22 protein-coding genes are annotated in these 20,108 nt (G+C 49.9%); 11 read left to right on the top strand and 11 right to left on the bottom strand.

Annotated elements, in window-relative coordinates; translation table 11 throughout:
• The 3 genes from Q4491_RS19920 to Q4491_RS19910 all read right to left on the bottom strand — a co-directional run bounded on the left by Q4491_RS19920 (nt 1) and on the right by Q4491_RS19910 (nt 3,170).
• On the bottom strand, nt 1-1,248 hold the full coding sequence (locus Q4491_RS19920) for an MFS transporter (protein WP_192016224.1): 1,248 nt from the start codon (nt 1,246-1,248) through the stop codon (nt 1-3).
• Nucleotides 1,248-2,585 (bottom strand): iron-containing redox enzyme family protein, encoded by a 1,338-nt coding sequence (locus Q4491_RS19915; RefSeq protein ID WP_237796116.1) that lies wholly within the window; start codon nt 2,583-2,585, stop codon nt 1,248-1,250. Before Q4491_RS19915 ends, Q4491_RS19920 begins: the two co-directional genes overlap by 1 nt.
• Nucleotides 2,586-2,714: 129 nt before the next feature.
• A complete protein-coding gene (locus tag Q4491_RS19910; RefSeq protein ID WP_303460276.1) occupies nt 2,715-3,170 on the bottom strand; it encodes an HPP family protein in 456 nt (151 codons plus the stop codon).
• 107 nt (nt 3,171-3,277) lie between these two features.
• Between Q4491_RS19910 and Q4491_RS19905 the strand changes: the two genes are divergently transcribed.
• Complete coding sequence (locus Q4491_RS19905; RefSeq protein WP_303460273.1) at nt 3,278-3,856, top strand: TetR/AcrR family transcriptional regulator; 579 nt, start codon at nt 3,278-3,280, stop codon at nt 3,854-3,856.
• A gap of 44 nt (nt 3,857-3,900) precedes the next feature.
• On the opposite strand, the gene Q4491_RS19900 is transcribed toward Q4491_RS19905, so the two are convergent.
• Nucleotides 3,901-4,623, bottom strand: coding sequence for an SIMPL domain-containing protein (locus Q4491_RS19900; RefSeq protein ID WP_192016221.1), 723 nt, complete (start codon nt 4,621-4,623; stop codon nt 3,901-3,903).
• A 66-nt stretch (nt 4,624-4,689) separates the two neighbouring features.
• Nucleotides 4,690-5,658: a LysR substrate-binding domain-containing protein gene (locus Q4491_RS19895; RefSeq protein WP_237796114.1), complete on the bottom strand. Its 969-nt coding sequence runs from the start codon at nt 5,656-5,658 to the stop codon at nt 4,690-4,692.
• A 133-nt stretch (nt 5,659-5,791) separates the two neighbouring features.
• On the opposite strand from Q4491_RS19895, the gene Q4491_RS19890 reads away from it, so the two are divergent.
• On the top strand, nt 5,792-6,598 hold the full coding sequence (locus Q4491_RS19890; RefSeq protein ID WP_237796113.1) for an aminotransferase class IV family protein: 807 nt from the start codon (nt 5,792-5,794) through the stop codon (nt 6,596-6,598).
• A gap of 90 nt (nt 6,599-6,688) precedes the next feature.
• Here the strand turns inward: Q4491_RS19890 and Q4491_RS19885 are convergent, their stop codons facing one another.
• The 3 genes from Q4491_RS19885 to Q4491_RS19875 all read right to left on the bottom strand — a co-directional run bounded on the left by Q4491_RS19885 (nt 6,689) and on the right by Q4491_RS19875 (nt 9,603).
• The gene (locus tag Q4491_RS19885) at nt 6,689-7,264 is read right to left on the bottom strand and encodes an NAD(P)H-dependent oxidoreductase (protein WP_303460264.1); all 576 of its coding nucleotides are present in this window, start codon (nt 7,262-7,264) and stop codon (nt 6,689-6,691) included.
• Between the two features lie 59 nt (nt 7,265-7,323).
• Nucleotides 7,324-7,677: a MerR family transcriptional regulator gene (locus Q4491_RS19880; protein ID WP_303460261.1), complete on the bottom strand. Its 354-nt coding sequence runs from the start codon at nt 7,675-7,677 to the stop codon at nt 7,324-7,326.
• A 63-nt stretch (nt 7,678-7,740) separates the two neighbouring features.
• Nucleotides 7,741-9,603 carry a sigma-54-dependent Fis family transcriptional regulator gene (locus tag Q4491_RS19875; protein ID WP_303460258.1) on the bottom strand — a complete coding sequence of 621 codons (1,863 nt, stop codon included), beginning with the start codon at nt 9,601-9,603 and terminating at the stop codon, nt 7,741-7,743.
• A gap of 252 nt (nt 9,604-9,855) precedes the next feature.
• Here Q4491_RS19875 and Q4491_RS19870 point away from each other — a divergent pair, with 252 nt between their 5' ends.
• Genes Q4491_RS19870 through Q4491_RS19845 form a run of 6 tightly spaced genes read left to right on the top strand, consistent with a single transcriptional unit; the run spans nt 9,856 to nt 15,804 of the window.
• Entirely contained in the window at nt 9,856-10,947 is a 1,092-nt protein-coding gene (locus tag Q4491_RS19870) for an ABC transporter ATP-binding protein (RefSeq protein ID WP_303460254.1), read from the top strand.
• The gene (locus Q4491_RS19865; RefSeq protein WP_303460251.1) at nt 10,947-12,095 is read left to right on the top strand and encodes an ABC transporter ATP-binding protein; all 1,149 of its coding nucleotides are present in this window, start codon (nt 10,947-10,949) and stop codon (nt 12,093-12,095) included. Before Q4491_RS19870 ends, Q4491_RS19865 begins: the two co-directional genes overlap by 1 nt.
• Nucleotides 12,085-12,954 carry a carbohydrate ABC transporter permease gene (locus Q4491_RS19860; protein WP_303460249.1) on the top strand — a complete coding sequence of 290 codons (870 nt, stop codon included), beginning with the start codon at nt 12,085-12,087 and terminating at the stop codon, nt 12,952-12,954. The genes Q4491_RS19865 and Q4491_RS19860 overlap by 11 nt, the downstream gene beginning before the upstream one ends.
• 2 nt (nt 12,955-12,956) lie before the next feature.
• Nucleotides 12,957-13,757, top strand: coding sequence for a carbohydrate ABC transporter permease (locus Q4491_RS19855; RefSeq protein ID WP_303460246.1), 801 nt, complete (start codon nt 12,957-12,959; stop codon nt 13,755-13,757).
• A gap of 24 nt (nt 13,758-13,781) precedes the next feature.
• The gene (locus Q4491_RS19850) at nt 13,782-14,054 is read left to right on the top strand and encodes a DUF2160 domain-containing protein (protein ID WP_027250726.1); all 273 of its coding nucleotides are present in this window, start codon (nt 13,782-13,784) and stop codon (nt 14,052-14,054) included.
• Between the two features lie 22 nt (nt 14,055-14,076).
• A complete protein-coding gene (locus tag Q4491_RS19845) occupies nt 14,077-15,804 on the top strand; it encodes an ABC transporter substrate-binding protein (protein WP_303460242.1) in 1,728 nt (575 codons plus the stop codon).
• 53 nt (nt 15,805-15,857) lie between these two features.
• Here the strand turns inward: Q4491_RS19845 and Q4491_RS19840 are convergent, their stop codons facing one another.
• Complete coding sequence (locus Q4491_RS19840) at nt 15,858-16,076, bottom strand: VF530 family DNA-binding protein (RefSeq protein WP_192016301.1); 219 nt, start codon at nt 16,074-16,076, stop codon at nt 15,858-15,860.
• A gap of 156 nt (nt 16,077-16,232) precedes the next feature.
• Here Q4491_RS19840 and Q4491_RS19835 point away from each other — a divergent pair, with 156 nt between their 5' ends.
• Nucleotides 16,233-16,469, top strand: a complete 237-nt coding sequence (locus Q4491_RS19835) for an RNA-binding protein (protein WP_192016208.1) — start codon at nt 16,233-16,235, stop codon at nt 16,467-16,469.
• Between the two features lie 326 nt (nt 16,470-16,795).
• Nucleotides 16,796-17,269 (top strand): peroxiredoxin, encoded by a 474-nt coding sequence (locus tag Q4491_RS19830; protein WP_161456136.1) that lies wholly within the window; start codon nt 16,796-16,798, stop codon nt 17,267-17,269.
• 46 nt (nt 17,270-17,315) lie between these two features.
• Here Q4491_RS19830 and Q4491_RS19825 read toward each other — a convergent pair whose 3' ends face one another.
• Complete coding sequence (locus Q4491_RS19825) at nt 17,316-17,741, bottom strand: GNAT family N-acetyltransferase (RefSeq protein ID WP_303460228.1); 426 nt, start codon at nt 17,739-17,741, stop codon at nt 17,316-17,318.
• 123 nt (nt 17,742-17,864) lie between these two features.
• Entirely contained in the window at nt 17,865-18,791 is a 927-nt protein-coding gene (locus Q4491_RS19820) for a S9 family peptidase (RefSeq protein ID WP_303460225.1), read from the bottom strand.
• Between the two features lie 305 nt (nt 18,792-19,096).
• On the opposite strand from Q4491_RS19820, the gene Q4491_RS19815 reads away from it, so the two are divergent.
• A complete protein-coding gene (locus tag Q4491_RS19815; protein ID WP_192016205.1) occupies nt 19,097-20,002 on the top strand; it encodes a LysR substrate-binding domain-containing protein in 906 nt (301 codons plus the stop codon).
• Nucleotides 20,003-20,108 lie beyond the last annotated feature (106 nt).

Here is a 20,108-nt window from a genome sequence, read left to right as displayed (position 1 = left end):
TTAAGATGGTGTAACAACCTGCGATTGCGGTTTATCTTTAAAGGCATCAGAGAAGTAAAAAACCATTCCCATTGCGACAGAGACAAAACACAACCCAGTCACTGCAAGTGTGATGAAGGAGTAACTTTGTGTCGCATCATAAGACAGGCCACCCAGCCATACCGTGCCAAAGACGAAGACCTGGTGAACGGTAAACAGGCAGCCAAAAATCTTGCCTTTCACTTTCTCGCCATAGGCTTTAAGACACATGAGTGACGTGACTATTACTGTTCCCATATAGGTCAGGCCAAATAGCACGGCAAAAATCATGCACAATAGAAAGCTGTCTGCTGAGAGCACAATCAGCATAGAAGCACCACGGACAGCGTAAAGCAGAGACAGCATCAAAGCCGGCGCTGAATAACGCAGTAAATAGCCCACTAAAAACGCGCCGATGAGTTCTGCTGCACCCAGCACGCTCAGCGATGAAGCGACTATGGTGGCCTCCCCTTCTCCCCCGCTAAAACGTTCCTGTAACATAGGAACCAAATGCACATCGACATAAGCCATTGAGGCACCGCAACCACCGAATGACAGTGCCAGTAACAGAAACAGTGGTTTTCTCAAGTGTTGATGCCATTTCAAATCATCTCCGTCGCTCTCGGCAGCTGTTTCAGAGACGAACTCCCGGCGTGGGAAAACACGGCATAACCAGATACAGGCTGGCAAGATCACCACAGCAAACACACCGAAGATGATCAGGCTGATGTCTTGCCAGATTACAAAGGTATTCAGCCACACCCAGAATGGCGACAGCACCATAAAGCCAATTGCTGTACCGTTGGTAATGGCGGCGTACGCCATGCCTTTGTTCTGACTGTCAAAGATACGGTCGACCAAAAGCGCCAGCGGCACAAAGGTCATCGCCGTTAATGCATAAGCCGCCAGCACGCCGAACAACACCAGGAACAGCCAGAAGTTGAATGACACTGCCATCAGCAGATAGACAAACACCGCAACTACAGCGCCAGACAAAATGGTCAGCGCCGGGCCGATACGGTCACATATCCAACCAACAACAGGAGACAATATGCCAATCGACAACCCAAACAAGGCGCTGGTTAACGAGAAAATACCCCGTCCCAAACCACACATGCTGGCTAAATCCAGGAAGTAAACCTGATAGCTTCCCTTAATCGAGGACGCCCAAAAGGTCACCAGCACGCCAACGGAAATGGCGATTATCTGCTTATTACGGGATATATCCATCAGGCCTCCTGAAGCGACTCCGCTTGCACCTGTTGATCTTTTTTGTCATAACCAAAGTGTTCATACACCCCTTGATACATCCCATAGAACAGCTCGCAGGTGATATTAATCGCCTCAAGGGCTTCCTGTTGCTTTTTCGGTGTATCACAGAGATCAGCCAGCAGCGCCAGGCCTTGCTGAACATGGCCGACATCTTCTTCCTGATGCACAGAGAAGAACAGCAAATCAGCTTCTTTCAGGTCGTACACTTTACCCAGAATATTGTGCCGAGCTTCGTCTCCCACACTTTCCAGGTTCTGCCCTTCACTGGCGACCATCACGGCCGCTGCACCTATGTGGTACAAATCCGGGTTTTTACAGGCGATCAAGCGATAATCAATCAGTGCCTGAGTCTGTGGCAGTGCAATAGCTGCGTCACGTTCAGTGTCAGAAATGCCTAATGCCTTGATAAAGTCCTGCATCAGCTCAACATGATTTTTAGTATTGGATAACCGGCCGGTTTCTTCTTCATACATGTTGTGCAACAGCGCCCGCTTGTGTTTTGGCAAAGGACAGTGAAAAAACAGATGCTCAATATAAGTCAGAAAGTGCTTAGTAAGCTGATAGCCCTGCAAAGTGGTGAACTTTAATAAATCTGGATTAGGGTTATTTTCATCCAGCAGATATTTAAAAAGTGGGTGACCTAAGGTCAGGTGATTTTCTAATGTCTCACGCATTAATTCGCGAAAATCTTTTTTATGAATAAGTTCAGCGCCAACTGACATAGTTTGACTTCCTTGTTTGTAGAATGTTTTAAAACGGTTCCAGAGATCAACCGTGCGTTGTTTCATGTAATGCCCGTCGAATGACTGCCCCTGATAACGGCTGTAATCATTCAGGATTCCATACGTTTCAAACCCACACTTGTTCCAGATTCGATGAGCCTTCGAACCACCCCGTACATCCAGTGTGAGCAGTTCAACACCTTGCGACATGCACGATTGTGCTATCGCAGCCAGTGTCTGTTCCAATAATCCCTGGCTACGGTAATGGGGATGAATCATCCCCTTTTGTAGATCACAAATATGCCTGGTGGTTTGCTGATGGCTTTTCTTAAAGAAACAGCAAACCACTACTGTGCCGTTTTTCACCCCAATCAGAATTTGCAACACCTGACTGGCGATATCTCTTTCCAGTGAAGATAAATACCGGCTCGCTTTCTGTTCATCAAAGCCGGTGTCGAAACCTAAAATAGCGTCATCAGCCTGACTGAGTTTCAACAGTTCTATCAGCGGTTGCTGATAGTCCGAGAACAGTTCAACGCTATTGATCAGCACGTAAGAAAGAGAATCAGACACAACAAATTCCTGTAGGTATTGTTATCAATCGAATGATTAATGAGTTGGCTCAATCCTATTAACCATTGAATCAGTTTCATAGCGCAAAAAGAGACATTTTTTCACCACAAAAGTGACATTTCGGTACGTTCAGGCTTGTCGCCTCCACCGCCAGATACCTTTATTGACCATCTGACCGACAAGCACCATGACAACCGCGCCAGTCAATACCGGCGTTATCAAAAACGACCAGCTTTGCCCGGTCAGCATGATCAAGAGCGGATTCGCACCCGCTGGCGGATGGGTTGTTTTGGTCAACAGCATGACAGAGACAGCCAGGCCAGAAGCCAGCGCCAGAGTGAAGGGCGTGACGCCAACAAAGCTGACAAAAAACACCCCAATAAATGCCGTTAACAAATGACCGGCTATCACATTTCTGGGTTGTGCTAACGGGCTGTCCGGCACCCCGAAGACCAACACTGCCGTCGCACCGAAAGGGGCCATCAGCCACAGTCCGGCCGAAGTCAGGTTCTCTGCCAGCGACAATAATCCGATAGCCACCGCCGCACCCAGTCCGGATAACAGTGCAATACCGTATTGATTCATTGTGTACTCCTTTTTGATAAGAGGTAGACAGGTCTGTCTACCAAGCAAAAACAGAGTAGACAACTCAGTCTACTAATGTCAAGATGCTTTTTGGATCAGGAGGATGCATGAGTACGATAAAGTCATTGAAAACAGACAAAAAACAACTGCTGACAGATACCGCACTCACCCTGTTTTACCGCCAGGGTATTCATGCTGTGGGTATCAACGAAGTGCTGAAAGTCTCTGGGGTGGCAAAGAAAACGCTCTACAGCTACTTCAGCAGTAAAGACGAGCTCATACTTGCGGCACTGGCTGCGCGCGACGAGATTTTTATGACATGGCTGGAACAGCAATTAGCGCCGGCAAACAGCGATGAAGAGGTGATCACCTGCCTGTTCGGGAGCCTGAGCGACTGGTTCCATGACAGGGTGCCGGCATTAAGCCCTTTTCGCGGCTGTTTTTTTATCAATGCATCGGCAGAATTCAGCGAAGAAAATACCGCAATTGCCGACTATTGTTGCGAGCACAAACGCAAAGTCCGGGCGCTGATTCAGCAGCACCTTCACGCGCCGGACGAAGTCTTGCTGGATAGCATTTGCCTGATGAAAGAGGGCGCGATTGTGTCGGCATTTGTCGGTAAAGATCTGGCTGCTGCAGAAAAATGTGTGCCGGTATTAATGACGCAGATCCGCAAATCAGGCTGAGCAGAAGCACACGGCTGCGTCGTATTGTATTGCGCGTGGCCTCTTTAATCAGAAAGATAATATTCGACCGTCGAGACCACTCTGATTTTTTTAATGTGCGGATTATTTTTATCCCGCGCACTGATTGAAAACTGGCCTTGAGTCGCTTTTCGGATTTTTCCCAGTGTGCTGTCAGAATCCGAGGCAAATTTCTGCGCCACTTCACGGGCATTGCGGGTGGCTTCTTCGATCATCTCAGGTTTAATGGCGTTCAGGCGGGTAAACAGGTATTCGGTCTGGGTTTGATACGCATCGCCGGTAAAAACTATGCCTTGTTTACCCAGCTCAGAAAGCGATCCCATGACATTACGTACCGTATCAATATGGGTAGAGTACACAGTGACGGTCTGCATCGCGGTATAACGGTACTGCGCCTGCACATCACTGCCATATTGCTGGGCAGATTTATCCGTGATCGCAGGAGTGGAGACAGAAATCTCATCAACGTCTATGCCATTGCCCCGCAGGTAAGATCGGATCTGCGATGTCTGGCCATCCAGCATCTGGTACAGCTCGGTTAAATCATTACTCGCGACATTGTACTGTATCGGCCATATCACGATATCGGCCGGATATTCTCTTTCTGATAACCCTTTGACTGTCACACTGCGGTCAAGCTGCTTATAGGTCAGTGCAGCATGACCAAGCAAATAGCCCAACAGAGTCAGCCCCAGTAATATACAAACACCCAGCACGGCAAAGCCGATTCTGTCTTGTCGCTGCTGCATTGTGCCTCCTTGGCATTCAGGTAGTTTATCTACTGAGTTTAACAGGATTTTTTTACCACAACGGACTCACTTTCCAGAGGCCTGATGTTTCGCTTCGCCAACTGCGATATTCTCCCCTTGATGACTTTCAATGACAGTAAATAACCAACTCAAAAAATCAGCCACTGCTTCTTCTTTCTCACTGCTTTCCGGATAAACAAAGTAATACGCAAACTCATCGGGTAGTTTCATCGTCAGATCAAACAGTTGCACGAATGACCCTTGCGATAGCTGGTTTGAGACAAGTCTAGGTTCAACCAAGCCCACAGTGACATTATCCTGAACCGCTTGGATCACATGGTTGAGATCAGAGAACGCAATACTCTGGCTATTATCGAATGCATTGACATTTGCCTGGCTCATCCACCTTTTCCAGTCAGGCCAAGTTTGCCCATTTACCGTGCAGTTGACATAACTTAGCGGCAGTCTGAGAAGATCTTCCGGTTTATTTATATCCTGATGATTTGCTAAAAATTCGGCACTACAGACAGCGACAACTGACGTTTCAAATAGCTTATTTGCCACACAATCAGGATATCGGCCATTACCGAACCGGATAGCCATATCAATACCATCGCGACCAAAATCTCTGACGTCATCCGTGATGTCTAACGTTATCGATAAATCTGGCCTCAATTGTTTAAATTCTCCGAGTTTAGGTAATAGCCAGTATGTGGCAAATCTGGCGCCGACTGACAAAGTAAGATGCGAACTATGCTTGTTAATCCTTCTGGCAGAGCCGAGTGCCTGTTCCATATTATCGAGAGATTCAGAAACAGCGGTAAACAATATACTCCCCTCTGGGGTTAATTGAATGGAGCGGCTGTTTCTTTTAAATAAAGAAAAACCCAGTTGTTCTTCCATTTCCTTGATCTGATAACTCACTGCCGCTGGTGTAAGGCTGACTTCTGTTGCCGCTTTTGAGAAATGTAAATGCTTTCCTGCTGCAACAAATATCCGTAATGCTCTGGTTCCCGGTATGAATTTACTGTTCATCAATCATCAAAAATTATCAAATGCAGGTTCAAGTAATACTTGTTTCTCTTTCCCGACGCAATAAATCAATATTCCTCCCAGTGTTCAGCTTCTTTCAATCAATAAACTCACGCTTATGGAGGCAAGAAAACTCATGCCAAATCAAGCTACAGCCGTCATCAATGGGCAGTTGGCTACCGGATCTCAATTATCAGCGCTGACGTTTGCTGGTCATGCCCACTTTACTGCCATGCAAGTGCGCAATGGAAAAATTCGGGGACTCGACCTGCACATTGAACGCCTGCAACAAGCCTCGCACCATTTATTCGGAAAATCGTTAAGTAACGAGGCCATTCTTCATCAGATTCGCGACGTCTTACGGTCCGGAGAGAACAATCGCTCTCTGATGGTTTATGTGTATTCTGACAGCGGAGAGTTTACTCCCCGAGAGGATAGTTCAAGGTTAAACATACTGATTCGCCAGTCTGCAGCCAGTGACGGTCCCCACGGCCCTTTAACCATGAAAACCTTTGCTCATGAACGAATACTGCCTTCCATTAAGCATGTCGGGGAAATTGCAAAAACCCATTTGATGCGTCAAGCAGTTAACCAAGGATTCGATGACGCCATATTCACGGATAACCAGGGCCGGCTAACTGAAGCGAGTATCTGGAATCTCGCCTTCTGGGACGGTGAAGCAGTGATCTGGCCCAAGGGTGCAAAGTTGCGTGGCACCACAATGCAGATAGTACAGCGTCAGCTGGACGCAATGCAGATACCGCAACAAGAGCAAAATATCACTGAAACCAACTTACTCTGTTTTCAGGCTGCCGCTGTCATGAACTCCTGGACACCGGGTATCGCGATATCCAAGATCAATACAACGCATTTCTCTGATACCAGTGATTTTATCGCTTTATTACACCACGCATTCGCTAATGAAGCTTTAATCACGCCCTGAGTACCAGCAACTTTCTTTTTTAGAAAGCGGATGCAACATCATCAACATGGCGGGCAGCAAATGCCCGCCCACTTTACCTCAACATCGCTGTTACACGCCTTGCGAACCCAACCGTTTCGCTGTCGCAATCCACTCGGCACGCTCAGATTCTGATGACAGTATCACCGAGCCGAACAAGCTGGTGTCAGCTGCGCTGACGCCACTGAACTGCAGCGTAAACTGATCCAGCTGTGCCAGAACCGGGGCGGCCTGTACCGTCAGAAAGTCCTGCGGAGCATCCATGGTCAGGATGATCCTGGCTGTTTTTCCTGTCAGCAACTGCACCGGCTCCGGGTTATCACCTTCAAATTGAAAAGCAAATCCCGGCAAGAAGGTTCGGTCAATTAAGCCTTTAAATTTAGCAGGTAGCCCGCCCCACCACACAGGTGACACAATCACGATATGTTCGGCCCACCGCATGGATTCCTGGAAATGCTGAAGGCAGGGTTCTAGCGGCTGAACCGCATCGTAACCCGAGTCAAGACTGGGGTTGAAGTGCATCTCCGACAGGTTCAGACGACGCACGCTACTGTGCTCCCGCGCTTCCATGTCATACGCATCCGCGAGGCACTTGGCAAAGCTTTCCGCTTTGGGGTTGGCATTCAGTAACAGAATGTTTTTGCTCATGATGTTTCCTTGTTGTCCAGAATCAATCATGAGTGTAAAGCCTCCCCTATAGGGCAGAGTCAAGCTGTCTGCGGGCAGCTACCCATAGATCGGAGACATAGCTCCACGCGTTTTATTTTCTGTTCAAGCAATGCTTGCTCTGCCATCAGTTGCTGCCTGACATCAAGCAAGAAACAATGAATACGATCCCAGTCCACGTCACCATCCCGGTAGCGTATCACGCCTTTCAGCCGGTTCAGGGTCACGCCAAGTTGCTTGGCCTCTTTGATAAGCTGGAGCACCTCGACGTCCGTCTCGGTATATACCCTGTAATTACCCTGACGAAACGGAACGCGAATCAGGCCCATGTCTTCATACAACCTGATGGCCTTGACTGACAATCCTGTCCGCTTGGATACCGCGCCGATGTACATGTTATTTACCCTGCTTAAAAACTGACAGCCACAATCATACTGTAATTACAGGACTGATGCTGATCAGCCATCATGCCACAAGCCCAGTTGCTTCAAGCGTTTATAGACAGTATTTCGGCTCACGCTCATTGCTTCCGCGGTTTTACTCACATTGCGGCCCAGCGCCATGTACACTTTCGGCAACGCGGTCTGCCAGTCTTCTTCCAGCAGTTCGTCATCAATGTCGTCGGCGATGCGGGCGATCCCTTTGAGATCCCAGAAGAAATCATCCGGCAAATGCTGGGGCTCAATCACCTTACCTGCCGCCAGCACAGTAGCGACCCGCAGTACATTGTGTAACTGGCGGATATTGCCTGGCCAGTTGTGCGAGTCGAACAGCTGCATGACCTCGTCACTGACAGTGACATGGCGATCACCGTCACAGACTTCATCAAGCACAGACAGTACAAGCTGCGCCATATCCTGTCTGTCACGAAGAGCAGGCAGAGCCACAGTCAGGCCGTTGATCCGGTAATATAAATCTTCCCGGAACTGTCTGGCTTTTATCTCATCACGCAGTGACTGATGCGTGGCGCAGACCAGCTGAAAATCCACCGGATAGCTTTCACTGCTGCCTAAAGGCATTACCCGTTTTTCTTGCAGCACTCGCAGCAGCCTGGCCTGAGTCGGCAGCGGCATATCACCGATTTCATCCAGAAACAGCGTGCCTTTATCGGCACAACGGATCAGGCCCATGCTGCCTTTGGGGTTGGCTCCGGTAAAAGCCCCTTTGACATAGCCAAACAACTCGGATTCCACCAGCTCAGAAGGAATGGCGGCACAGTTGACGGCCACCATATCAAACGCTGCCCGATGCGAAGAGGCATGAAAAGCGCGCACAAAACGCTCTTTTCCCACGCCGGTCTCGCCGTGTATCAATAAGGGAATATCACTGTTAAGCACACTCATCGCCTGATGAACGGCTTTTGCCATTTGCTTATCGCCCGTATCCAGATCCGTCAGTGAGGGCTCACACTGTGGTGTTTCCCGGGCTGCATGGCGGGGAAAGACAATGCCAGAGGGCGCAGTAACAGACGGTTCAGCCGGGGCGTTTATCCGGGCAAACAGCGGAAAAGACGTCAGCCCGCTGAATGTCAGTGTGGCGTCCTGCTGTGTTGCCATCAGCGCCTGCAGGGACATACCGGCCACCATGTCTATGGTGATGCCAGCCAATGGCTTACCTAACAACAAATCAGCCCGGCGGTTGGCCGAGACAATTTGCCCCTGAAAATCAAACACCAGCAGTCCGGCCCACTGACTGCCCAGATTATCAGGACTGGTATTGAAGACAAATTGCCAGAAGTGCTGGCCATAAGCGGCAAGAATCAGCTGATTTTCAATCGCCTGGGACATGACTTTCACCATGCCATGTACCTGGGTCGTTGGCAGGTAAGCATCGCTGGAGACGTTAAGTACTCCCACAATCTGACGATGCGGATCAACAATGGGCGATGCCGAAGCATTCATAAAACGGTTTTGCAGCAGGAAATGCTCATCACGGCGGATGTCGGTAATCTGCTGCGTGTGCAAGGCTGTGCCAATCGCATTAGTGCCTATCACTTTCTCCTGCCAGCAGGCTCCGGGTTCAAATAATGCCGGTGCCATTTGCTGCATGAAAGACGGACTCCCCCAACGCTCCAGCAAATACCCCTCATGATCAGTGAGGATGACTAAACTGCTGCTGTTGGCAAGCATGCTCTGAAAACCGGGTAACACTTTCTCGCGGGTGACAGATACCATCACCTCTGCCAGCTGTCGTTTCTGCTGCCAGTGCAAGGGGCTGGCAAGGGTTAATTCAGGGGTCTGGTGACTGTCCAATCCGTAATCCCGGCAACGCTGCCAGGATTCGCAGACAAGGCGATCATCGCTTTGCAATCTGTTATCCATGTCGACCTTTGCTTCCGCTCTCATTGCTATTTGGCCGCAGCCAGCCCAAACACACATCCCTGAACGTTAACTATTGTTCACACAATGTTAACAATCAACATATCCAACATGTTGTTAACGAATAACAAACAAGGCAGTAAAGACAAAATACCCTGTGAATCATAAAGATAGTCAATGCTCAAGGATGTTAAATAAAGGTGGCATGTTTTTAGCGTAGTGCTGATGAGTCACACACAGGGAGCCAGAACGGACATGTCGATCATATTGGACAAAATCACCCGCACGGTAGACGGGCTAGATTGGATAAAAACTGCCAGCCTGATGCTTGAGCCCGGCTCCTTTAATGTATTACTGGGCCGCACACTGGCTGGAAAAACCTCTCTGATGCGCTTAATTGCAGGTTTAGATAAACCCACGACGGGGAGCATTTCTTTCAATGGCCGCGATGTGACGGGACTTCCGGTCCGTGAACGCAATATCTCCATGGTGTACCAGCAGTTCATTAACTATCCCAATCTCACGGTTTACGAAAATATCGCCTCTCCGCTGCAACTGGAAAAACTGCCAAAAGCACAGATTGATGAACGTGTTATGCAGACCGCAAAGATGCTGCACATTGAAGATTTCCTCAAACGCTACCCGCTTGAATTATCAGGCGGTCAGCAACAGCGTACCGCCATGGCCCGTGCGCTGGTCAAAGATGCCGATATCATTTTGTTCGACGAACCTCTGGTCAATCTCGATTACAAATTGCGCGAAGAGTTAAGACAGGAAATGAGAGAGCTGTTTGCCTCCCGAAATACTATTGCTGTTTATGCCACCACCGAACCCAACGAAGCCCTCGCTCTGGGCGGCAATGTGGTGCTCATGCATGAGGGAGAGATCATTCAGTCGGGGCAGACCTCTGAGGTCTACCACAACCCGGCCAGTGTGACCTGCGCCGAGCTGTTTGGCGAACCACCGATCAACCTGATCAAAGGGCAAATCAGCGCGGATAATGTGTCATTTTCCGAACACGTCCACTTTGCCCTGAACGATGATTTAAGCGATCTGCCGCCCGATCACTATGTCTTCGGCATCCGGCCGAATCACCTCACCTTAGTGCCGAACAACGATGACGATCTTGAGCTGGCGGTGGATGTCGAACTGGCCGAAATCAGCGGCAGTGAAACTTTTCTCCATGTGTCCAACCGGGAGTTGTCCATGGTGCTGCACCTTCCCGGCGTGCATGAATACGCGGTCGACAGCCGTATCAATATTTATGTGCCAACCCACAAGCTTTATGTGTTCTCAAAAGAACGGCAGCTGATACAGGCCGCCCGTTCAGGCTGGGAGAAACAATAATGGCAGAAATTCGTCTGGAATCATTAGCGCACAGTTACTCGGCGCACCCTGCCAGCGATGCGGATTACGCCATTCGCCGGATGAACCATGTCTGGGAAGACGGCGGCGCCTTTGCCTTGCTTGGCCCGTCCGGCTGCGGGAAAAGCACCATGCTCAATATCATTTCCGGCCTGCTGACCCCCTCGGAGGGTGCGGTAAAATTTAATGGTCAGACGATGAACGGCCTGGAGCCGCAGGATCGCAACATTGCCCAGGTTTTCCAGTTTCCTGTCATTTACGACACCATGACAGTGTTTGACAACCTGGCCTTCCCGCTGCGAAACATGAAAACGCCGGCAGCAAAAATCCGCAGTAAAGTGCAGGAAATTGCCGATATTCTCGAACTGACACCAGTGCTAGACAAAAAAGCCCGTAACCTCAATGCCGATGAAAAGCAGAAAGTGTCGATGGGACGAGGCCTGGTTCGTGATGATGTCTCGGCCATTTTGTTTGACGAGCCGCTGACCGTGATAGACCCGCACCTGAAATGGAAGCTGAGGCGAAAACTCAAGCAAATCCATGAGCAGTTCAATATCACTATGGTCTATGTCACCCACGACCAGCTGGAAGCAGCCACTTTTGCCGACAAAATTGCCGTGATGTACGACGGCGCCATTGTCCAGTTCGGCACGCCACGCGAACTGTTTGAACAGCCTAACCATACCTTTGTCGGCTACTTTATCGGCAGTCCTGGCATGAATTTACTGCCGGTAACAAGAAGCAAAGAGTCCACAGAAGTGGCTTTCAACGGGTTACCGATTGCCCTGAGCGCCAGCCAGCAACTCGCCCTGGCTCAGACCCAGTCAGAGAACATCAAAGTCGGGATACGCCCTGAATTTGTTCAATTGCGGGACACACAAAAAGAGGCCGGTTTCGCCGCCACTGTCACTCATACCGAAGATCTTGGCACCTACAAAATCGTCACCGTCATGCTGGCAGATACCCCGGTCAAAATCCGGCTTGCCGAAGGCTCGCCAGTACCAGCGCACCAAGGCTGGATCAATTTTCCCAGCCGATGGCTGAAGCTGTATATCGATGAGTATCTGGTCGGCGAAGACAGTGAAAACGGTGGTAAAGACGACCTGGGAGGCGGCGACAATGCAGCATAAAACCGACAATAACAAAGCATGGTGGCTGGTATTACCCGTTTTTCTGCTGGTGGCCTTTTCCGCCATCATTCCCTTAATGACAGTGGTGAATTACTCGATACAGGATATTTTCGATCAGAACACCGCCTATTTCGTTGGCAGCGAATGGTACAAAGAAATTCTCAATGACTCGCGCCTGCATGATTCGCTGCTGCGTCAGTTTATCTATTCAGCCTGCGTGCTGCTGATCGAAATTCCGCTCGGTATTCTCGTCGCGCTCACTATGCCGAGCAAAGGGGTCAAAGCATCACTGGTACTGATAGTGCTCGCAATCCCGCTGCTGATCCCCTGGAACGTGGTCGGCACCATCTGGCAAATATTTGGCCGGGCTGACATCGGTCTGCTCGGCTGGTTTCTGAGCAATATCGGAGTTGACTACAACTATGCATCCAACCCTGTCGATGCCTGGGTCACAGTGCTGGTGATGGACGTCTGGCACTGGACCTCACTGGTCGCGCTGCTGTGCTATTCCGGTTTACGCGCCATTCCCGATGTCTATTATCAGGCCGCCCAAATAGACCGGGCCTCCAACTGGGCGGTTTTCCGCTATATACAATTGCCCAAGCTGAAAAATGTGCTGCTGATAGGTGTACTGCTGCGCTTTATGGACAGCTTCATGATTTACACCGAGCCTTTTGTACTGACCGGCGGCGGCCCCGGCAACGCCACCACTTTCCTGTCGCAAACCCTGACCAAAATGGCGGTAGGTCAGTTTGATATTGGCCCTGCCGCGGCGTTCTCCATCATCTATTTCCTGATCATCCTGCTGGTGTGCTGGCTGTTCTACACCTCAATGACAGCCATGGATAAGGAGAAATAATCATGCACAAGCGTAAAACGCTCATTTTGCTGCTGTACATCCTGTTTTTACTGCTGCCGATTTACTGGCTGCTGATGATGTCATTCAAAACCAATGAAGAGATTCTCGGCGGACTGACCTTCTGGCCGACTGAATTCACCCTGGCCAATTATAAAGTGATCTTTACCGATCCCTCCTGGTACAGCGGCTATATCAATTCGCTGACTTATGTCTCGATGAATACCGTGATTTCTTTGCTGGTCGCCCTGCCTGCTGCCTATGCCTTTTCGCGCTACCGGTTCATTGGCGACAAGCACATGTTCTTCTGGCTGCTCACCAACCGTATGTCGCCGCCGGCGGTGTTCCTGCTGCCTTTCTTTCAGCTTTATTCCTCTGTCGGGCTGTTCGACACCCACATTGCCGTTGCACTGGCGCACTGCCTGTTCAACGTGCCGCTGGCGGTGTGGATTCTGGAAGGCTTTATGTCGGGCGTACCGAAAGAGATTGACGAAACGGCTTACATTGACGGCTACAGCTTTCCGCGCTTTTTCATCCGTATTTTTCTGCCCATGATCCGCTCAGGCATTGGGGTCACCGCTTTCTTCTGTTTCATGTTCAGTTGGGTCGAACTGCTGCTGGCCCGCACCCTGACATCCGTTAATGCCAAGCCGATTGTCGCCACCATGACCCGTACTGTCAGTGCCTCTGGCATTGACTGGGGCGTGCTTGCCGCGGCCGGCGTACTCACGATCCTTCCCGGATTGCTGGTGATTTGGTTTGTTCGCAACCATGTTGCCAAAGGCTTTGCCCTTGGCCGTGTTTAGCATGATACCGGAAAGGAGATCATAATGAATTGGATGGCCTGGACCCTGCCCAGCGCACTGTTCTTTATTGCTATCGCCGGCATTTTGCTGACGATGACCGTCTTCGAGATCCTCAAACCTTGTGTTGAACGCAAAGGCTTTTTGCCAATCAGCACAACCCGGGGAGATCGACTGTTTATCGGCCTGCTCAGCAGTGCCTATATACACCTGCTCTTCCTTGGCATCACTGACCTGTCGATATGGATACCTTTTACGTTATCTGTGTTATGGCTGGCCATTTTGCTGCGTTGGGGATAATACAAGACTAAGGAGTTCACGCATGAACCGGACACGCTTTGTACCTAAACCGACTACATTAGGACTGATCATCAGCTTGTTGCTTTCGCCGGCAGCACTGGCTGATCAATACAGCGATGCGGCGAAGAAATGGATTGACGATGAGTTTGCGCAGTCGTCGCTCAGCAAAGACGACCAGATGAAAGAACTGGCCTGGTTTACTGAAGCTGCCAAACCCTTCCGTGGCATGGAAATCAAAGTGGTTTCTGAAACCATCACCACCCACGAGTATGAATCAAAAGTGCTGGCAAAAGCCTTTGAGGAAATCACCGGCATCAAGGTGACCCATGATTTAATTCAGGAAGGGGATGTGGTGGAAAAACTGCAGACCGAAATGCAATCTAACCGCAGTATCTACGACGCCTATATCAATGATTCCGATCTGATTGGTACCCACTTTCGCTACGGCAAGGTCATTCCGATCAGCGATTACATCACAGGGGAAGGGAAAGACGTTACCCTGCCCACGCTGGATCTGGACGATTTTATCGGCCTGAGCTTTACCACAGGGCCGGACGGCAAGGTTTATCAGCTTCCCGATCAGCAATTTGCCAACCTGTACTGGTTCCGGGCCGACTGGTTTGAACGCGAAGATCTGCAAAAACAGTTTAAAGAGATCTACGATTACGACTTAGGTGTGCCGGTTAACTGGTCTGCCTATGAAGACATTGCTGAATTCTTTACCGAGCATGTGAAAGAAATCGACGGCAAACGCGTTTACGGCCACATGGATTACGGTAAAAAAGATCCGTCGCTTGGCTGGCGCTTCACCGATGCCTGGTTCTCCATGGCGGGTGCAGGGGATAAAGGGTTGCCGAACGGTAAACCCGTGGACGAATGGGGCATTCGGGTGGAAGGCTGTCGTCCGGTTGGCTCCGGCGTCGAGCGGGGCGGTGCTACCAATGGCCCGGCAGCTGTCTATGCCACCACCAAGTACGTCGAATGGCTGAACAAGTACGCGCCCGCAGAAGCCCAGGGCATGACCTTCTCTGAAGCCGGTCCCGTTCCCGCACAAGGCAATATCGCTCAGCAAATTTTCTGGTACACCGCTTTCACGGCCGATATGACCAAACCCGGGCTGGAAGTGGTGAATCCGGACGGCACGCCTAAATGGCGTATGGCCCCATCGCCCAAAGGCCCCTACTGGGAAGAAGGGATGAAACTGGGCTATCAGGATGCCGGCTCATGGACGCTGATGAAAGCCACCGATCCCGAGCGCCGCAAAGCCGCCTGGTTATATGCGCAGTTCACCGTAGCGAAAACCGTGTCGCTGAAGAAAACCCTGGTCGGCCTGACCCCGATTCGAGAGTCAGACATCAACTCTGACATCATGACAGAAGCGGCGCCTAAGCTGGGTGGCCTGGTTGAATTCTACCGCAGCCCGGCACGGGTTCAGTGGACGCCAACCGGCACCAATGTGCCTGACTATCCGAAGCTGGCTCAGCTCTGGTGGCAGTACATAGCCGAAGCCGCGAACGGCGAGAAAACCCCGCAGCAGGCATTGGACGGGCTGGCAACCGCACAGGATCGCGTGCTGGAACGTCTGGAACGTGCCAATGTGCAGGGGGAATGTGGCCCTAAACTCAATAAGCCAAGAGATGCCGCCTACTGGCTGACCCAACCCGGCGCACCGAAAGCCAAGCTGGCTAACGAGAAGCCCAAAGGCGTGACCATTAAATACGCTGAACTGCTGAAATCCTGGCAGCAGTGACGAGCAGGTAACAGAAACCATCAGGGAGGCATAATGCCTCCCTGACGTTGCAATCAGCTGAACGTTGAAATATATAACTTTTCCACTTTTGCTCTCGCCCAGTCCGTTTTGCGTAAAAACTTCAGTGACGATTTAATGGAAGGGTCATTTTTAAAACAGTTAATATCGATTTCGCACGCCAGAATCATCCACCCATAATGATCAACCAATTGGGTTAAGATTTTTTCCAGAGTAAGGCCGTGCAGGGGGTTATTCGGTTGTTCGCGGGTCATAAGCTTTTCTTCGGTGGCAGTGTTGGTAACGGGGAAGAGTATACAGAATATTTCGCCATCCGGCATGGAGACAATGCATCCGCCCCAAAGTATTACTTTCACTATGGTCGGTAAGCTGAGAGAATGCCGCGGTCATTTCAAATAAAACGACCCATCATGAAACTTTTAGTTCGTAACCTTTCTCGTTCAACCACTGAACAAGACATCCGTAAATTGTTTTCTGAACACGGCAAAGTCACAGAGTGCACTTTGGTGTTAGATCAGGAAACCGGCCATTCCAAAGGCTTCGCTTTCGTCGAAATGCCGGATCAGGATCAAGCCAAAGCAGCAATAACCAGCCTGAACATGACATCGCTTGCCAAAAGCAAAATTCGGGTGAAAAAAGCTCACTAAATCAGTTATCCGATAGCCAGAAAAGAAGCCCCTTTTCTGGCTGTTTCATTTCTGCTTCCAGACAATCAACGCACAGATAAGCAACACATACCGATATTCACCTCCTCATGCACCCTTGAAGAAAATATTTTTTGAACCTTCAAAGCAATGCCATTTAACTGCTCTGTCGATAAGCCTTCTCTGTCTGTCATCTTTGGTCTGTTATCTTTGCCTATATTTTTGATCAGGCTGAAAATAGTAGCCTGAATCCCGTAGGATTTATCTGTGTTTATTCATATCAAATCAGACTAGACTGAGTTGAACTCTCATTGCTAAAGGAAAATACCATGATTCAACAAGGCCAGACTCTGCCAGCCGCTACCCTGGGTGAACTGACCAAAGACGGCATGGTCAACCATGACGTTGCAGAACTGTTTGCAGGCAAGAAAGTGGTGTTGTTTGCGGTTCCCGGTGCCTTCACGCCGACTTGCTCGGAATCTCACCTGCCAGGTTATGTCGTGCTGGCAGATCAACTGAAAGCCAAAGGCGTGGATATCATTGCCTGCGTGTCAGTCAACGATGCCTTTGTGATGCAAGCCTGGGGCGAAGCACAAAATGCTTCAGAAATTATGATGCTGGCAGACGGTGACGGCAGCTTCACCAAAGCGCTGGGTCTGGAGATGGACACCGCGAAGTTTGGCGGCCTGCGCTCGCAACGCTATGCGATGATCATCGACAACGGTGTTGTCACACAGCTGAACGTAGAAGCACCGAAAGAATTTGAAGTCAGCAAGGCAGAAACCATTCTGGCAAGCCTGTAATTTCAGAAAAACACAACGGAAGCGAAAGCTTCCGTTGTTCTCGGCTTTACTTTATCTCTGTCATCGAAAAATGATGGCTGGCAATGTGAAACCCTTCCCGTAAATAGAACTTATGCGCCGCAAAGCGCTGCACGCCTGAATCCAGATGCAGTTGCTGGCACCCCTGCTCCTTTGCGTACACTTTAAACCAGTCAATCAAACATTCTCCGACCCCCTTGCTGCGGTGTTGCTCAGCCGTCACCAGGTCATCAATATAAATGGCTTTGCCCCAGGCCAGCTTATCTGACACTACAAACCCTGCCACACCCATCACCTGATCGCCCGACTTGACGTAAACCACCTGATAGCCCTGCGCCATCTGCCGGGTGATCTGCGCCAGTAAAGCGGCTCTGTCGTACTGCGGCCGCAACTGGCGCAAAACATCCAGCACTAAGGGTTGATCCTGATTATCTTCAAAAAAATGTACTTTCATCGGGTTCCTGTGACTTCCTGTTCAGATCTTGATGTCGTTGTCTGTTTATAGCGTTTTCAATCGCACCTGCACAATGATTTTATCCATAGCCAGTTAATCGCGCTAACCATAAGGCTGTGCGCTTTAGTTCACTGATTGCACCCTGCCATCAATCCAGACTTTGATATCGGCCAGCACACGTTCAACCTGGCTCTGGCCCTGTGCATCATTGAAAGCATGATCAAGGCCAGCATAGGTACGGGGCTGAATGTGAGGAGCGGTTTGCTTTAACGCCTGAACCATAGTATCAAACGCATGCGGGCTCACGTTGGTATCCTCTTCCGACTGAATCAAAAGCACAGGCACATCAATCGCTTGCAGTATCTGCTGCTGGTCGGCAGTCAGCATGGCTTTCCACCATGGAAAACCGTGCCCACTGACAGCAATGTCCATCCCGTTACTCTGTATCACAGCTTCAGAAAATTGTCTGAACCCTTTTTCCGCTTCGCTGAAAGCCTGCGCTGGCATCTGGGACTGCATATTGTAGAGCACATCATCAATGAAAAAACGCCCACCGCCATTCAGCGCTACCACAGCGGTCACTTTGTCACTCTTCGCAGCCAGCAGATTCGCCACCAGCGCCCCTTCACTGCCCCCCAGCAAGATAATCTGGGCATAACGATTGTCCTTATCCAGTTTATCCAGCACCGCCAGGTAATCATCCACCCGTTGTAACGGAGAATCCTGTTTCAGATAGGCGTCAGGACAGTCCGTCCGCTGCGGATCGGTATTCCAGCTCAACCCGTTATCAATCCCGTATTTTTCTACCGTCAGAATGTCGGCACCTGCCATCACCTGGCTAAAATTATCATTGATATTTTTATTATGAAAAACACTGTTGCAGTCTGAACCCTGAATCAGCACCAGCAAACTGTCGCTGCCACGCCCGGTCAGATAATAGGTAATCTCCGAACCATCACTCCGTTTAACCGCTTCCGTCACCATTGACAAAGCCGGCAAGGACGCCACTGAAAAGACAGCAGCCACCGTTAACAATAAGCGCTTTAACATCCGTTTATCTCCTGTGATCCAATCATCTTCTTGGATAACGCTTTTGACATATTGTTCCCAATAAAATGCAACATCACACATAGTCTGCATTTTTCTATCAGGTCAGCTCGTGCTGTGACCCGTGAAGGACGATTGCGAAACATGACTGCCGTTTAAATCATGGCGACTTCTGAACCCATGCCGTAACACAAATGATTTCAGATAAAGATGGCAGGCATTATCATCGTTTTGGTAATCTTATCCGGCAACGGTTCATTTTGAGCCGTAAATACAAATGATTATTCGATAAAACAGCCACTTATATAATGAAAAATATCGAAACGAAATGGTTACAGGATTTTCTGACACTGGCCGAACTGCGTAACTTTTCCCATGCAGCCGCTGTACGTAATGTGACGCAGCCGGCTTTCAGTCGCCGGATAAAATCCCTTGAAGCCGAACTAGGGCTGAATTTAATCGATCGCAGCAAAACCCCCATCGAGCTGACACTGAAAGGCAAGCAGTTTAAAACGACTGCGCTGTCGATTCTTCAGCAACTGGATGACGAAGTGAGCCGTCTGGCTGGCAGCTCATTTCTGGGTCGTCATACCGTGCGGATCAGCTCTTCGCATTCCATGGCGATCAGTGTGCTGCCTAAGCTGCATGCCTGTTTGTTTAACCCGACCTTAAACACTCAGCTTTCTGTGGTAGCCAATGAGGTGGATGACGCGGTAAAACAGCTGATCGACGGTAAATGCGATTTTCTGTTTTCATTCTATGAGGACAGCCTGCAAATGGCGCCTTACCGTTCTGTTTATCTGGGGCGCTCTTATCTGTACTGCGTATCAGCGGTCGATGAACATGGTAAACCACTCTTTGATCCCGCAGACAATGACGCCGTGCCGTCGCTGGACTATACCCCGGAAAGTTACATGGGCCGGGCGCTGCAACGCGCCAACCGGACATTAACGCCGAATACTGTCTGTACCTCATCGATGACAGATTTCATCAAAGCCCTGGTGATGCAAGGGAAAGGCATCAGCTGGTTACCGGATTACGCCATCAAAGATGAGCTGGCCGCCGGACGGCTACAGATACTTACCGCACGGGAGCCCGTGCCGCTGGATTTGTACATTTACCGTTATCACTCCCGGCTCCACCCGACCTGCGAAGCCATCTGGAGTGCGCTGAGTAAGATCAGCCCGATTGATGGCCTGATGAGCAGGGACTGACAATCACTGTCCCCCAGAAATAAAAAAACCTCCCTTGAAAACAAGGGAGGTAAAGGATGTAGGGTTTCAAGACCTTTTATTTATTGTTCTTTAAATTCTTTCAGTT

Source organism: Photobacterium sp. 2_MG-2023, from assembly GCF_030547675.1.
Taxonomy (GTDB): domain Bacteria; phylum Pseudomonadota; class Gammaproteobacteria; order Enterobacterales; family Vibrionaceae; genus Photobacterium; species Photobacterium arenosum.
This window is presented reverse-complemented; position numbering and strand designations above follow the sequence as displayed.